We start from the raw sequence: 14,194 nt of genomic DNA, 5'->3' as shown, positions 1-14,194 counted from the left end.
GTTTCGGCGGCCTGCATCCAGTGTTCCGGGTTCCCCGTCGACAGGAGCACGCGTCTCACCCCTGGGGCTGAAGCCACGACGGCAAGGGCGGTCTCGGCAGAGGTCATACCGGGATTGATCAGCTTGGTCAGTTCCGGGGTCACCACGCCGGGGACCTCACCTCCGTGGAGCGGGGCGGAGGCGAACACCTCCAGTCCCGCATCCAGGGCATCGGCCAACGGGCCGTGTCCGTCGAGAGCCTGGGCGATGGGCGCGAGGTGGACGAGGGAGACCGGGAGCTGGACGGCCCACAGGTGATGATTCGGCCCGCCGGCCTGGTCGCGAGTTCGATCAGCGTGGGTACGTCGAACAGGCCACTGCTGAAGCCGCGCCAGGTCGCCACTCCATAGGCGCTGATGGTCTGTTGGCTGCACGCCTCCTCCAGAGCCAGGAAGGCGTTGTAGAGCCGGCCGGTGATCTCGCCGTCCGAGCAGACATGCTCGGGGTTGTGGACGAACACCAGGTCGGGTACCCGGCTGAGCATGAGCTTGGAGCGCGCGAGCTGCCAGGCGATGTAGTCCGGGGTGAGGCAGTGCCCGCGCTCGGCGTCCGCCGCGGACAGGGCACCGGCTCGTACCCCGATGTGCCTGGTGCCGGCCGGGACGAAGCCCACCTTCGTGGAGACGCACAGATCCGGGTAGGCAGCCAGAGCCACTGCGAGCGACGCCTCCGCCCGGCCGCCTGCGTAGTTGGGCGCCGTGTCCACCCAGTCGGCACCTCGGGAGGCGGCCATCAACGCCGCCTCGGCCACATCGAGGCAACGGTAGGTGCCGAGGCCCAGCCGGGCGGTCATCGAAGGCCTCCGATCGCGGCGGCCTGGCCGTCGACCAGCTCCGTCACGACACCGGCCGCCTGTCCGAGAGCGACGCCCGCGGCCTGCGCGAGATCGGCCAGCCGGTGAGGTTCCCCATCGGCGAGGAGCGCGAGCATCGGCTCGGCCTTGGCGGCGAACGTCCACTCCTCGCCGCCGGCGGTCAGCCGGACGGTGCCGTCGGGCAGGGCAGTGAGAACGGGCCGCGTGGTGACCAGGCGTACCTGCAGGTCGGCATCCGGTGGGGCCGCCGTGATGTGGGGCAGCGACGGCGTGAGCCGGGCTCGCTCGGTGGCGTCGCGAGCGGAGGAGAAGCGGGCGATCAGGTCGTCGCTCTCCAGCTCGGTCGCGAGGAGCTTGCCGATCGCGTCGAGGAAGGCACGCTGCTCCTCCGCGGCCCCGAAGCGCGGGATGTCCGCCCGGACGGTCTCGTGGGCACGCAACATCTCCGACAGCCAGGTGATCAAGTCGGCACCCGTCGTGCCCTGCAGCCCGCACGTGACGTGCAGCGAGTGCCGGCCCTCGGAGGCGGCGACGGCGTGCCACCAGCCCCGAGGCAGATAGAGCACATCGCCGGCGGTGAGAACCAGATCGGCGACGGGCTCTTCGGGCGGCTGCTCGGGCGTCTCGACGTCGCGGTGCATCGGCACCGTACGGGTGGGACCGCAGATGCGCCAGCGTTTCGCGCCGTCGAGCTGGACGACGACCACGTCGTGATCGTCCCAGTGGACGCCGAAGCCCTCGATGTCGGTCCAGGAGGCGTACAGGTTAACCTGCACGCCGGTTCGCAGCCGGCGCTCAAGCCGGCCGGCCAGAGCACCGATGCCGGGGTGGAGTTCGTCCCCGCCCAGACGCTCAACCACCGAGAAGTGCTCGGCGGTCATCGTGATACAGCCGTCAGTCGTTGGTGTCGGTTCGGCCGGTGGAGCCGCCGTCCGACGGCTGCTCGCTGCGCGAGCGGGCCGCGGCGACCTTGGTGCGGGCGACCAGCAGACCGTCGCCCTCCGGCTCGGTGCCGGTCGTCAGGTTCTCGGGCATGAAGCACTCCTTCGGTTTCATGGGGTGGGCCGACTGCCCGGCCCCGTCGTGGGTGCAGCGATGGATCCGTTGCCAGGACAAAGCCGCTGGCAAGGAACCTCAGGTGCTTGTGCCGCACGGCTGTTGACCGGCGCGGCCACCTGCATCCCCCAAGCCCGCGTCGGAGCGGGAGGAAGTCGTGTCAGGCACTGGTCGGGACGACGTCCCGTGCCTTCGGGGCCGGGGCCCTCACCAGCTCGGTGAGTCGCTCGTCGCCCGAGACTGCGGCGGTGGTGCCGACCTCGAACCAGATCCGCTTGCCAGCGGGGTCCGGCTCGGCGCCCCAGTTCGTCGCGAGCGCTGCCACCAGGAACAGTCCTCGCCCGCCGGTGGCGTCGAGATCGACCCCGCCAGCAACCGGCAGTTCGTGGCCGACGTCCGTCACCTCGACGCGCAGCCGTTCACCGTCCCAGGACACGCACACGACGCACGGGGCGTGGGTGTGGGTGTGGGTGTGGGACACAGCGTTGGTGATCAGCTCGCTGGACAGCAACTCGACATCGCGGAGCGCGTCCTCCGCGAGCGGAAGGCCCCAACTGCGCACGGCCTGTATCACCCGCCGCCGGGCGTTCGGTACGGCCTCGGCAGTGGGCAGCACGCGAAAGCCGAACGGGGCAGGAGTGACCGTTTGGCGAGTGGCGACGGACATGAGCGCGGACCTTTCAACCGGACGAGGTCGGCAGGGGGCCGATTCGCGCCGGGATTCACCCGGCAGGTATCTACAGAACCGCCTCCAACGCCGGTGAACCAGACCAGAATAGAAGCGGCAATGAGGCATCCGTGCTGCAAACCCGGGCATGACCTGGCCTGTTATGGCTGCAGACGAACTGACGTACCTCCGGAGGACGCGGGATGGCATCCAGGAGGTCCCGGCTGATCCAGCGCAGGGAGGCGGTCGGGCACACCCAGGAATCCCTGGCTGAAGCCCTCGACGTGGACCGTACGACCGTGGGGCGATGGGAGAGCGGCAGAGGCGCCCCACAGCCCTGGATGCGGCCGAAGCTCGCCCGCGCCCTGAAACTCTCGGTCGACCAGTTGGCCGACTTGCTGGCAGCACCCCCTGCAGCCGCCAAAGCAGTTCCACCGTCCAGCAGCGTCAACGAAGCCTCGCTTCTTGTGCCTGCCCGGCGCACGGACCACGACAACGACCTCGTATCGGCCGTGGCAGCCGACTCGGCAGAGTCCGCGCTGTTCCTCCGTTTCGCGAGCGCGTCCAACGTGGACGACACGCTGCTCGAACAGATCGACGCGGACCTCGCGAGGCTGGCAGGGGACTACGTGAGCAAGCCGGTGTCCGAGCTCTTCCATGACATCGGAACCCTCCGGCGAGGAGTGTTCGACTTACTTCGAGGCCGTCAACGCCCCTACCAGACAGGCCATCTCTACCTGCAGGCCGGACGCCTCTGCGGCCTGGCCACCCATGTCGCCCTCGACCTCGGCCAGTACACAGCTGCGGCTACGCATTCGCGAACCGCCTGGCGTTGCGCGGAGCCACCCGGCCACAACGGTCTCCGGGCCTGGATCCGATCCATCCAGTCCCTGATCGCCTACTGGCAGCAGGACCACCACCAGGCCGCCGAGCTGGCCAGAGCCGGGCTGCCGTATGCGGACAGCGGGACGATCGCAGCGCGTCTGCTCAGCCTCGAAGCACGGGCTGCTGCGGCGCTCGGCGACAGCGCGAGCGCGCTACGGGCCGTGGAAGCTGCCGAGGCGGCGCGGAGCGCCGTAGCCGGAGTGGATCTTCCCGGCGTATTCACGTTTCCCGATGCCAAGCAGTGGACCTACGCCGGCACCGCCCTCCTTGCCCTGGGCAGCCAGGTTCACGTGAACCGTGCCATCGAGGCGTCCTCCAGGACCATTGCCCTGTACGAGTCCGCACCGCGGCAGGAACAGTCCTCCGGTGACCTGTTGGCGGCCCGCCTCGACCTCGCCAACGCCCACCTCGCCCACGGCGACCTCGACGGCGTGCAGGAGAAGCTCTCGGTGGTGCTGAACGCCGCACCGGACCGGCGAACAGCGAGCATCTCTGCCCGACTTCGAGCCCTGAGCACCCGTCTCGCCGAGCCCGCCTACGCAGGCTCCCCGATCGTCCTGAGTCTCCGCGAGAATGTCAGAGAAGCCTGCTCTCGACCCGCACTCACGAATCCTCCGGAGCTGCCCCAGTGACGAGCAACACCGCACAGCAGGACGCCGCTATCGCCGACAAGGCGATCCTCGCGAACAGCGCCTACACCGACGGACGCCACCTGGCCGCCCGCCAGTCCATCTACCGGTGGCAGCAGCCGCGGTACGACCTGCCCGGGATCGTCCTCGAAGAGCTGGCCGGCACAAGCGGGATCGTCCTGGACGCCGGGTGCGGCAACGGCAAGTTCGTCAGCCGCCTGCACAAGGATCGCCCGGACCTCCAGGTCGTCGGGATGGACATTTCGGCGGGCATCCTCGCCGACGTCGAGAAGCCGGTCCTGGTAGCCGACGCCCAGGCCCTGCCCTTCGCCGACGACAGCGCCGACGCCGTGTTGGCCCTGCACATGCTGTACCACGTCAGCGATATCGAGGCCACGATCGAGGAACTGGCCCGCGTCCTCCGGCCTGGCGGTGTGCTCATCGCCTCGACCAACAGCACCAGCGATAAAAAGGAGTTGGACCGGCTCTGGGCCCGGGCCGCAGGCGACATCCTCGGGATTCCCGAGGGGCCGGCGCGGGTTTCCCTCAGCTCCCGCTTCTCCCTGGAAAAGGCCCCCGGCTACCTCGGAACAGCGTTCAAGGACATCCGGGTCCGGGAACTGCCTGGCGCCATCGAGATCACCGATCCTGCGCCGATCGTTTCCCACCTCGCCTCCTACGAAGCGTGGGCTGACCAATGCGGCGTCCCTTTCCGCGAGACGGTCAGTCGGGCGGCAGAGATCGCTGCCGCCGCCATCAAGACAGAAGGCTCATTCAAGATCACGTGCCTCGGTGGCATTCTGACTTGTAGGCGGTAAGGCGGCCGAGCGACATGGTCACTGCCTAAAACGACAAGGTGGTTTCCTCGCGTCATCATGGCTGCTCTGGTCCATCTGGACTCCTCCAGGGCGAAAAGAGCAGTCGTTCATATGCCGTCCGGTCGGCCTGATCCCCACCCGCCGGCGGGGAGGGCCGCAGGTGGTGGCCCTCCCCGTCACAGCAACAGGCGGGTCCCCGGTGGGAGTTCACCGGATCCGGCGGCGTCGCGCAGATGTGCCAGCAGGGTCGCGCGCAGCGCCTCCGCCGCGCGGGTGAGCGGCACTTCGTGGCCGTGGGCGACGGCGATGGTGCGGCCCAGGCCCGGCCCGGCGAAGGGTGTGACCGCGAGGCCCGAGCGGGCCGCGACCATCCCCGGGACGACCGCGGGCCCGAGTCCGGCCCGGACGAAGCCGAGGACCGCGTCCATCTCGCCGCCCTCCACCGCGAACTCCGGCTCGAAGCCGGCCGCCCGGCAGGCTGCCAGGGTCGCCTCCCGGACGTCGTAGCCCTCCCGGAACATCACCAACGGCCGCCCCCGCAGCTCCGCCACCCGCGCCTTGCGCCGGGCCCGCCGCTCGGCGGAGACCAGCACCAGCTCCTCGTGCAGCAGCTCGGTGACGGCCAGCGCGGGCGCGGCCTCCCCGCTCGGCGGGGTGATGATCAGCGCGAGGTCCAGCTCCCCCGCCGCCAGCGAGCGGACCAGGTCCCGCGAGCCGCCCTCCCGGACGGCCAGCGCCACCCCCGGGTGGCGGTCCCGGAACAGCCGCAGCACGTCCGGCACCAGGCTGGTGCACAGACTCGGCGGCGCGCCCAGCCGCACCCGGCCGCGGCGCAGCTGGACCGTCTCCTGGACGGCCAGCCGGGCGCTCTCGGTGTCCGCGAGGATGCGCCGGGCCAGCGGCAGCAGCGCCTGCCCGGCGTCGGTCAGGGCGATGTTGCCGCGCGTGCGGTGGAACAGCTCGGCGCCCAACTCCCGCTCCAGTGAACGGATCTGCTGGGAGAGCGAGGGCTGGGCGACGTGTGCCGCCTCGGCGGCCCGGGTGAAGTGGCGGGTCTCGGCGACGGCCAGGAAGTAGCGGAGTTGCTGGAGCTGCACCCCACCAGGATAGGCCGCGCCGATAGGCCCTGGCTATCGTCGTGAGCCGCATCATGTCTTGGACGCACCCTGGCGCCCGTCCCTACCGTTGCTGCCATGACAACCGCGACTCGGACGGCCCGGCGCCCGTCCACCCTGGCGACCCTGTGGCGGTCGACCGTCGGCAAGAAGGCGGTGATGGCCGTCAGCGGGCTGGTCATGCTGCTGTACCTGGTCGCACACATGCTGGGCAACCTCAAGGTGTTCGCCGGCCCCGACGACATCAACGGCTACGCGGCCTGGCTGCGCACCATCGGCCAGCCGTTCCTGGGCCACGAGTGGTTCCTCTGGATCGCCCGGTTCGGCCTGCTCGCCGCCGTCCTGCTGCACGGCGTGTCCGCCTACCAGCTCAGCCGCCGCGACCTCGCCGCCCGGCCGAGCAAGTACGTCCACAAGCGCCGCCGGGCGAGCTACGCGACCCGGACCATGCGCTGGGGCGGGGTGATCCTGGCGCTGTTCATCGTCTGGCACATCCTCGACCTCACCACGCTCACCGTGAACCCCGCCGCCGAGCACGGCCACCCGTACCAGAACATCGTGGCCTCCTTCGGCCAGTGGTACAGCTGCGTGTTCTACATCGTCGCGATGCTGGCCGTCGGCCTGCACATCCGGCACGGCTTCTGGAGCGCCGCGCAGACCCTCGGCGCCAACAACGCCCGCCGCGACCGCGCGCTGAAGCTGACCGCCAACGGCCTGGCGCTCGTACTGACCGCCGGCTTCCTGTCCGTCCCCGTGGCCGTGATGACCGGAGTCGTGAAGTGAGCTACCTGAACTACACCCTCGGCGAGCCGATCGCCGACACCAAGGCCCCCGGCGGGCCGATCGAACAGCGCTGGGACCAGCGGCGGTTCGACGCCAAGCTGGTCAACCCGGCCAACCGGCGCAAGCACACCGTGATCGTGGTCGGCACCGGCCTGGCCGGCGGCGCGGCCGGCGCCACCCTGGCCGAACAGGGCTACCACGTCGTCCAGTTCTGCTTCCAGGACTCCCCGAGGCGCGCTCACTCGATCGCCGCCCAGGGCGGCATCAACGCGGCCAAGAACTACCGCAACGACGGCGACTCGATCCGCCGGCTGTTCTACGACACCGTCAAGGGCGGCGACTTCCGCGCCCGTGAGTCCAACGTGCACCGGCTCGCCCAGGTGTCGGTCGAGATCATCGACCAGTGCGTCGCCCAGGGCGTCCCGTTCGCCCGCGAGTACGGCGGCCTGCTGGACACCCGCTCCTTCGGCGGCGTGCAGGTCTCCCGGACCTTCTACGCCCGCGGCCAGACCGGCCAGCAGCTGCTGCTCGGCGCCTACCAGGCGCTGTCCCGGCAGATCGCCGCCGGGAACGTGGAGATCCACCCGCGCACCGAGATGCTCGACCTGCTGGTCGTCGACGGCCGGGCCCGCGGCATCGTCGCCCGCGACCTGGTCACCGGCGCGATCAGCACGTACACCGCCGACGCCGTGGTCCTCGCCAGCGGCGGCTACGGCAACGTCTTCTACCTCTCCACCAACGCCAAGAACTCCAACGCCACCGCGATCTGGCGGGCCCACCGGCGCGGCGCCCACTTCGCCAACCCGTGCTTCACCCAGATCCACCCCACCTGCATCCCGCGCTCCGGCGACCACCAGTCCAAGCTCACCCTGATGAGCGAGTCGCTGCGCAACGACGGCCGGATCTGGGTGCCCAGGGCCCAGGGCGACACCCGGCCGCCGGCCGAGATCCCCGAGGACGAGCGGGACTACTACCTGGAACGGATCTACCCGGCCTTCGGCAACCTGGTGCCGCGCGACATCGCCTCCCGGGCCGCCAAGAACGTCTGCGACGAGGGCCGCGGCGTCGGCCCCGGCGGGCAGGGCGTCTACCTGGACTTCGCCGACGCCATCCGCCGGCTGGGCCGGGACGCCGTCGCCGCCAAGTACGGCAACCTGTTCGACATGTACGAGCGGATCACCGCCGAGGACCCGTACCGGGTGCCGATGCGGATCTACCCCGCGATCCACTACACGATGGGCGGACTCTGGGTCGACTACGACCTGCAGACCACCGTCCCCGGCCTGTTCGCCGTCGGGGAGGCCAACTTCTCCGACCACGGCGCCAACCGGCTCGGCGCCAGCGCGCTCATGCAGGGCCTCGCCGACGGCTACTTCGTCCTGCCGCCCACCCTGAACGACTACCTGGCCCGCAACCCGCTGCCCGCCGTCCCCGCCGACCACCCGGCGGTCACCGAGGCCGAGGCCGAGGTCGAGGACCGGCTGAACCTCATCCTCGCGGTGGACGGCGACCGCACCCCCGACTCCTTCCACCGCGAACTCGGCGAACTCCTCTGGGACGAGTGCGGGATGGCCCGCGACGAGGCCGGACTGCGCCGGGCCCTGGAACGGATCCCGCAGCTGCGCGAGGAGTTCTGGCGCCGGATCAAGGTGCCCGGCACCGGGCAGGAGCTCAACCAGTCGCTGGAGAAGGCCAACCGGCTCGTCGACTACTTCGAGCTCGCCGAACTCATGTGCCTGGACGCCCTGCACCGCGCCGAGTCCTGCGGCGGCCACTTCCGCACCGAGAGCCAGACGCCCGACGGCGAGGCCGCCCGGCGCGACGAGGAGTACGGCTACGCCGCCGCCTGGGAGTTCACCGGCACCGGCGCCGCCCCCGTCCTCCACCGCGAGGCCCTCGACTTCGCGTACGTCCACCCCACCCAGCGGAGCTACGCATGAACCTCACCCTGCGCATCTGGCGCCAGGCGGGCCCGGACGCACCCGGGTCGATGACGACCTACCAGGTCGGCGGCATCAGCCCCGACATGTCCTTCCTGGAGATGCTCGACAGCCTCAACGAGGAGCTGATCACCCGCGGGGACCAGCCCGTCGCCTTCGACCACGACTGCCGCGAGGGCATCTGCGGCGCCTGCGGCATGGTCATCAACGGCCAGGCCCACGGCCCCGAGCGGACCACCACCTGCCAGCTGCACATGCGGCACTTCCAGGACGGCGACACCATCGACGTCGAGCCGTGGCGGGCGGCGGCCTTCCCGGTGGTCAAGGACCTCGTGGTGGACCGCTCCGCCTTCGACCGGATCATCGGCTCCGGCGGCTACATCTCCGCCCCCACCGGCAGCGCCCCCGACGCGCACGCCACGCCCGTCCCCAAGGAGGCCGCCGACACCGCCTTCGAGCACGCCGAGTGCATCGGCTGCGGCGCCTGCGTGGCGGCCTGCCCGAACGGCTCGGCGATGCTGTTCACCTCCGCCAAGGTGGTCCACCTCAACGTGCTCCCCCAGGGCGCGCCGGAGCGCGCCTCCCGGGTGCGGAACATGGTCACGGCCATGGACGCCGAGGGCTTCGGCGGCTGCACCAACACCGGCGAGTGCGCCACCGCCTGCCCCAAGGGCATCCCGTTGCCCAGCATCGCCGCGATGAACCGCGAGTTCCTGCGGGCCACGCGCGGTTGACGGGCCACGCCGACCGGCCCCGCGCCCCCGGGCGCGGGGCCGACGGCGTGCAGTGGGGCGTGCGGGGCGTTCGCACGCTCCCCCAAGGGGTGGCGGATCGTCAGGACCGGCGCCCGTGCCCGGGAATTCGCGCTACCGTGGTCCTCCGCTACGGAAGGACGGCATATGCCCGAGGTTCAGTCCTGTTCCGGTTGCGGCGGGTCCGGGGGGACCCAGAAGACCGAAGCCACGGTCGAACGGGACGACGAAGGGAGCATGGTGCCGAGGATCCACACCTTCTGGTCGCCCTGCGGTCGGTGCCACGGATCCGGGACGGTGGTCATCGGATGAGGCTGGTCTTCGAGTGTGTCGAGTGCGGCGGACACTACCTGCCGCCCGAGAGCATGGCGTACCCGGACGGGCCCGCCTCACCGATCTGGTGCTCGCACTGCCAGACGGCCAAACGGTCCGCCGGCCTCCAGGAGGACCCGCTGCTCACCCGCGTGGCGCTGGCCGCCGCCCGGGCCGCGCTGGCCCGGCGCACCGCCGACGGCGAGCCCACCGCGCGCGCCGACGTCCGCCCGTCCCGGCCGCCGCTGTCCCGCCGGGCCGGGCCCGGCCCGGGCGGGGTGCGCAGCAGGCTGGGCTGAGTCGCCGGCCCCCGGCGCTCGCGAGGAACCGCTCCAGCACGACGGCGCCGGCGAGTACCGCCGGACACACCCGTGCCGCGTCCTAGAAGAGCGCCTCCTGGGTGTCCGGCTCCGGCGGGCGGACCCGCTCCTCCAGGACCACTCCGGACGTCGGGCGGCCGGAGACGGGCGCGAGCGTCCAGCCGGTGAGCAGCCGGGTGTCCAGCAGCAGCGGCCCCGAGCCGTCGGCCTGGTCCAGGAACAGGTGGCGGCCCACCGGCGGCCGCAGGGTGCCCGCGATCACCGCCCCGGCGGCCAGACCGCCGACCTGCCGGTACGCCTCCGGGGCGCCGTCGGACAGCCCGAACCGCGCCACGTGGTCGACCACCGGGCGCTCGGCGAGCAGTTCCAGCGCGTGGCCGGCCAGCAGGCGGTGCGTCTGCGTCCGGGCCTCGGCCAGCACGGCCCGGCGGTACGGCTCGTCGCCGTGCGCCCACCAGTGCTCGGTCTTCAGCCTGGCCTTGAACCGCTCGCGCGCCAACCCGGAGGCGGCGACGGTGAGTTCGGCGCGCCGGATGGCCGGCAGCCCGCCCCGGGCGGTGAACGCGTAGGCCAGTGCGCCCTGTTCGAGCAGTCGGCTGTCGCCGCGCTGCTCGGCGGTCAGGCCGACCTTCAGCAGGCCGTCGCCGAACCAGGCGAGGTAGAGCAGGTACGTCCGGCCGTCGTCGAGGATCTGGTCCCGGGCGAGGGCCAGGCCCCGGTCGACGCTCTGGCAGGCCGGGCACTGCACCGCGGCGCCGTCCGGCGCGATCACCGCGTGGTGCGGGCACGGGGTGCGCTCCGTCGCCCCGGCCAGCCAGGCGCCGGTGCAGCGGCGCGGCCCGCCCAGCAGCCAGCCGACCTCCGCGCCGGGCGTGACGGCCCGCTCGTGCGCCTGGCCGCCGCGCACGGCGCCGAGCAGGGCGCGGCCCCCGTGCCAGCTCAGCCCGGTGGAGACCCAGCCGCCGGGCCGGTCCGGGTGCTGCGGTGCGATCGTCACGGGTATCCCTCCCTCTCGAACCAGTGCAGAGTACCCGCCACCCCTGACAAACGCCCCCGGCGACGGTGCCCCCCATAGCAGTGCTCCCGTGACAGTGCCCCCTGCTAGCCTCCGCGATCATGACGCCCGACTCCGCCGCCCAGCCCGCCGCCACCGCCAGCCCGTCCCCCCTCAGCGCCGACGACCTCGCGCTCGCCCTCCGGCTCGCCGCCGCCACCCTGCGCGAGGCGCCCGCGGACGCCGACTGGTCCCGGCCCGCCGGCGCCGTCGCCTGGGCCCGCGCACCGGCGTTGGGGCACGCACCTCGCCACGTCGTCGCCGGCCGCCCGAACGCCCCCAGCCTCCGGCCGGGAGGTGCCCCCACCGCATCGCCTCCCGCCTCCGCCTTGCGCTGCCCGCACCCCGACTCCGCCACCGCCCGCCCTCCGGGCGCACGACGGGAACGTGACGACGCGCCCCGGGTGTACTGACCGGTGCAGTGAAGCCGTGCTGGTCGCGGGGCTTGGCCGGGCGGGGTGTTCACGTTCTATTGTTGCGGGCGCGGTTGGCGGCGCGGCCGGGAGGCCCGCGGCGCGACCGGTCCGGCGTGCAATGAAGGGGTGGACGGTGGCGGGGCGGCGGAACGACGGAGTGCTGGCGATCTGGGCGGAGGCGCAGCGGCAGCAGCAGCGCCGGGAGGAGGCCCGCTGGCGCGCCGAGGCGGCGCAGCAGCGCCGACTGGAGCGCGAGCAGCGCGAGGAGCAGCGGGCCGCGGCCCGCAACGAGCGGGAGGCGCAGCGGGCGTACCAGCAGTCCCGGGAGGCGGAGGCGGCCCGGCTGACGGCCGAACTGGACGCCCGGGTCGAGGAGTTGCGCGGGCTGCTGGCGGCCGGGCTGGCGGCGCCGGCGTTCGGCCCGCAGGCGCTGCTGGCGCCGCGCCCGGTGCCGCCGTTCGACCCGGGCCCGCTGGGCCGGGCGGTGGCGATGCCCGACCAGGGCGGCCCGAAGTACCACGTGCCGCCGCCGGACCAGGTGCAGTCGCGCAATCCGGGGGTGCGGCGGCAGTACGAGCAGTACCTGGCGCAGGCCCGGGCCCGGTTCGAGCAGGACTGGTACGCCGCCCAGGCGCAGGAGGCGGACCGGCAGCGCCGGCTGGCCGTGTACCACCAGGAGTACCTGGCCTGGGCGGCGCAGTTCCGCCGCCAGGACGAGGACCGCGCCGCCCGTACCGAGGAGTTGCTGCGGCGGCTGCGCGCGGGCGAGCCGGAGGCGGTGCAGGAGTACTTCACCGCCGGCCTGTACGCCTCGGCGGCCTGGCCGGAGGGCTTCCCGCACCGGCTGGTGGCGGCCTGGGAGTCCTCGACCCGGCAGCTGGTGGTGAACTGGGAGCTGCCCGGCCCGGGCGTGGTGCCGGCCGCCGGCCGGGTGCGGTACGTGAAGACGGACGACCGCGAGGCCGAGGTGGCCCGCCCGGCGACGGAGCGCAAGGCGCTGTACCGGGAGGTGCTGGCGCAGTCGGCGCTGCGGCTGGCGGCGGAGCTGTTCCGGGCGGACCGGGACGGGATGCTGGACTCGGTGGTGCTGAACGGCTTCGTCCTCGGCATCGACCCGGCGACCGGCCGGGAGGCTGAGCGCTTCCTGTCCACCCTGACCGCTTCCCGGGCCGAGTTCGCGGGGCTGGCGCTGGACCGGGTGGCACCGGTGGAGTGCTTCCAGGGCCTGGGCGGCAAGCTGTCGGCGCGCCCGGAGCGGCTGGACGAGGTGCGGCCGGACCGGCTGCCGGAGACGGTCGGCGGGAGCATGGCCGGGCACGGCGGCGAGGACGCCCCGGACCTGTTCGAGATGGACCCGATCGAGTTCGAGGAGCTGATCGCCGAACTGTTCCGGCTGCGCGGCTTCCGGGTGATGACCACGGCCCGCAGCGGCGACGTCGGGGTGGACGTGGTCGCCGAGGACCTGGATCCGGTGACCGGCGGCAAGATCGTGATCCAGGCCAAGCGCTACCGCAAGACCGTCCCCCCGACGGCCGTGCGCGACCTGGAGTCGACCGTTCGGCACCACGGGGCGAACAAGGGCATCCTGGTGACCACCGCCGGCTTCGGCCGCGGCTCGTACAGCTACATCGAGGGGAAGCCGCTGACGCTGGTCAGCGGGCCGGAGCTGGTGGAGCTGCTGGCCGAGCAGGGGTTGCGGGGTCGGCTCGGCGGCGGCTCCGCGGAGCAGGAGAAGCCCGCACCGGCCGCCGCGCCGACGGACCGGCACAGCAGCCTGACGGTCAGTTGGCAGAGCCGGACGGCCGGCGGCGACGCGGTGGAGCTGGACGTCACCGCGTTCCTGTGCACCGCCGGGCGGGTGCTGAGCGACGAGCACTTCGTGTTCTTCAACAATCCGCAGGACCCGGACGGCGCCGTGCGGCTGCACCCCACCCACTCGGTGCCGGGCGAGCCGTCCCGGGCGGTCCGGCTGACCCTGGACCTGGAGCGGCTGGCGGCCACGGTGGACGAGGTGGTGGTCGCCGTCTCCACCGAGGAGGAGGAGCCGCGGGCCCTGCCGCTCGGCTACGTGCACGGTGTCGCCCTGGCGGCGACGTACGGTCCGGGCGCGGGCGGTCCGGCGCAGTGGGCGGCCGGCACCGGCGGCGTGCCGGACAGCGCGATGCTCGTCGGCTCGTTCCAACGCACTGGCGGAGGCTGGCAGTTCAGCCCGTCGGGCCGCGCGGTGACGAATGGTCTGCTCGGGCTGGCGGGCGCGTTCGGCGTCGCGGTGGAGTAGTTCCGGGACCATGGTCCGCAGCGGCGGGACCATGGTCCTCAGGGGTCGATGTCATACCTGAGGAGGAGAAGGCCCCCGCCGAGCCGCCGAGACGGCGGGGGTCGCCCCTCCTCGGGACATACGCATCGCGCTCGAACGGATTGGGAGGATGGAACGGAACCCGAATGCCCGTTCCCGCCCTCAGGAGCACCTCCGTGACGACCCCCGCAACCGCCGTCCGTACCGGCCTGGCGGCCGCCCGCGCCACCGGCCTCAACAAGGTCTACGGGGACGGGGAGACCCGCGTCGTGGCCCTCGACAACGTCAGCGTCACCTT

Annotated in this window: 14 protein-coding genes; 8 read left to right on the top strand and 6 right to left on the bottom strand. The window is 72.4% G+C overall.

Features of this window, described 5'->3' with window-relative positions:
* Positions 1–139: 139 nt before the first annotated feature.
* The 4 genes from ACIPLC_RS31960 to ACIPLC_RS31945 form a co-directional block, all read right to left on the bottom strand.
* The gene (locus ACIPLC_RS31960) at positions 140–832 is read right to left on the bottom strand and encodes an aldo/keto reductase (RefSeq protein WP_400476521.1); all 693 of its coding nucleotides are present in this window, start codon (positions 830–832) and stop codon (positions 140–142) included.
* Positions 829–1,734: a JmjC domain-containing protein gene (locus ACIPLC_RS31955; RefSeq protein ID WP_400476520.1), complete on the bottom strand. Its 906-nt coding sequence runs from the start codon at positions 1,732–1,734 to the stop codon at positions 829–831. Before ACIPLC_RS31955 ends, ACIPLC_RS31960 begins: the two co-directional genes overlap by 4 nt.
* 13 nt (positions 1,735–1,747) lie before the next feature.
* Complete coding sequence (locus ACIPLC_RS31950) at positions 1,748–1,888, bottom strand: hypothetical protein (RefSeq protein WP_400476519.1); 141 nt, start codon at positions 1,886–1,888, stop codon at positions 1,748–1,750.
* Positions 1,889–2,069: 181 nt separating this feature from the next.
* Positions 2,070–2,576 carry an ATP-binding protein gene (locus ACIPLC_RS31945; RefSeq protein WP_400476518.1) on the bottom strand — a complete coding sequence of 169 codons (507 nt, stop codon included), beginning with the start codon at positions 2,574–2,576 and terminating at the stop codon, positions 2,070–2,072.
* A gap of 203 nt (positions 2,577–2,779) precedes the next feature.
* Here ACIPLC_RS31945 and ACIPLC_RS31940 point away from each other — a divergent pair, with 203 nt between their 5' ends.
* Both ACIPLC_RS31940 and ACIPLC_RS31935 read left to right on the top strand, forming a co-directional pair.
* Complete coding sequence (locus ACIPLC_RS31940) at positions 2,780–4,093, top strand: helix-turn-helix transcriptional regulator (protein ID WP_400476517.1); 1,314 nt, start codon at positions 2,780–2,782, stop codon at positions 4,091–4,093.
* Positions 4,090–4,908 (top strand): class I SAM-dependent methyltransferase, encoded by an 819-nt coding sequence (locus tag ACIPLC_RS31935; RefSeq protein WP_400476516.1) that lies wholly within the window; start codon positions 4,090–4,092, stop codon positions 4,906–4,908. Before ACIPLC_RS31940 ends, ACIPLC_RS31935 begins: the two co-directional genes overlap by 4 nt.
* 176 nt (positions 4,909–5,084) lie before the next feature.
* Here ACIPLC_RS31935 and ACIPLC_RS31930 read toward each other — a convergent pair whose 3' ends face one another.
* Positions 5,085–6,005, bottom strand: a complete 921-nt coding sequence (locus ACIPLC_RS31930) for a LysR family transcriptional regulator (protein ID WP_400476515.1) — start codon at positions 6,003–6,005, stop codon at positions 5,085–5,087.
* Between the two features lie 96 nt (positions 6,006–6,101).
* Here ACIPLC_RS31930 and ACIPLC_RS31925 point away from each other — a divergent pair, with 96 nt between their 5' ends.
* The 4 genes from ACIPLC_RS31925 (at position 6,102) to ACIPLC_RS31910 (ending at position 10,109) form a co-directional block, all read left to right on the top strand.
* The gene (locus ACIPLC_RS31925; protein WP_400476514.1) at positions 6,102–6,806 is read left to right on the top strand and encodes a succinate dehydrogenase cytochrome b subunit; all 705 of its coding nucleotides are present in this window, start codon (positions 6,102–6,104) and stop codon (positions 6,804–6,806) included.
* Positions 6,803–8,746, top strand: a complete 1,944-nt coding sequence (locus tag ACIPLC_RS31920) for a fumarate reductase/succinate dehydrogenase flavoprotein subunit (RefSeq protein ID WP_400476513.1) — start codon at positions 6,803–6,805, stop codon at positions 8,744–8,746. The genes ACIPLC_RS31925 and ACIPLC_RS31920 overlap by 4 nt, the downstream gene beginning before the upstream one ends.
* On the top strand, positions 8,743–9,480 hold the full coding sequence (locus ACIPLC_RS31915; protein ID WP_400476512.1) for a succinate dehydrogenase/fumarate reductase iron-sulfur subunit: 738 nt from the start codon (positions 8,743–8,745) through the stop codon (positions 9,478–9,480). The genes ACIPLC_RS31920 and ACIPLC_RS31915 overlap by 4 nt, the downstream gene beginning before the upstream one ends.
* 326 nt (positions 9,481–9,806) lie before the next feature.
* Positions 9,807–10,109, top strand: coding sequence for a hypothetical protein (locus ACIPLC_RS31910; protein WP_400476511.1), 303 nt, complete (start codon positions 9,807–9,809; stop codon positions 10,107–10,109).
* A gap of 82 nt (positions 10,110–10,191) precedes the next feature.
* Here ACIPLC_RS31910 and ACIPLC_RS31905 read toward each other — a convergent pair whose 3' ends face one another.
* Entirely contained in the window at positions 10,192–11,127 is a 936-nt protein-coding gene (locus tag ACIPLC_RS31905) for a DUF2797 domain-containing protein (RefSeq protein ID WP_400476510.1), read from the bottom strand.
* Between the two features lie 119 nt (positions 11,128–11,246).
* Here ACIPLC_RS31905 and ACIPLC_RS31900 point away from each other — a divergent pair, with 119 nt between their 5' ends.
* On the top strand, positions 11,247–11,597 hold the full coding sequence (locus ACIPLC_RS31900; RefSeq protein WP_400476509.1) for a hypothetical protein: 351 nt from the start codon (positions 11,247–11,249) through the stop codon (positions 11,595–11,597).
* A 136-nt stretch (positions 11,598–11,733) separates the two neighbouring features.
* Positions 11,734–13,878: a restriction endonuclease gene (locus ACIPLC_RS31895; RefSeq protein WP_400476508.1), complete on the top strand. Its 2,145-nt coding sequence runs from the start codon at positions 11,734–11,736 to the stop codon at positions 13,876–13,878.
* Positions 13,879–14,194 lie beyond the last annotated feature (316 nt).

The sequence above is a fragment of the Kitasatospora sp. NPDC086801 genome (assembly GCF_044745805.1).
Classification (GTDB): Bacteria; Actinomycetota; Actinomycetes; order Streptomycetales; family Streptomycetaceae; genus Kitasatospora.
Note: the sequence above shows the minus strand (reverse complement) of the source record. Positions and strands in the feature narration are given on the sequence as shown.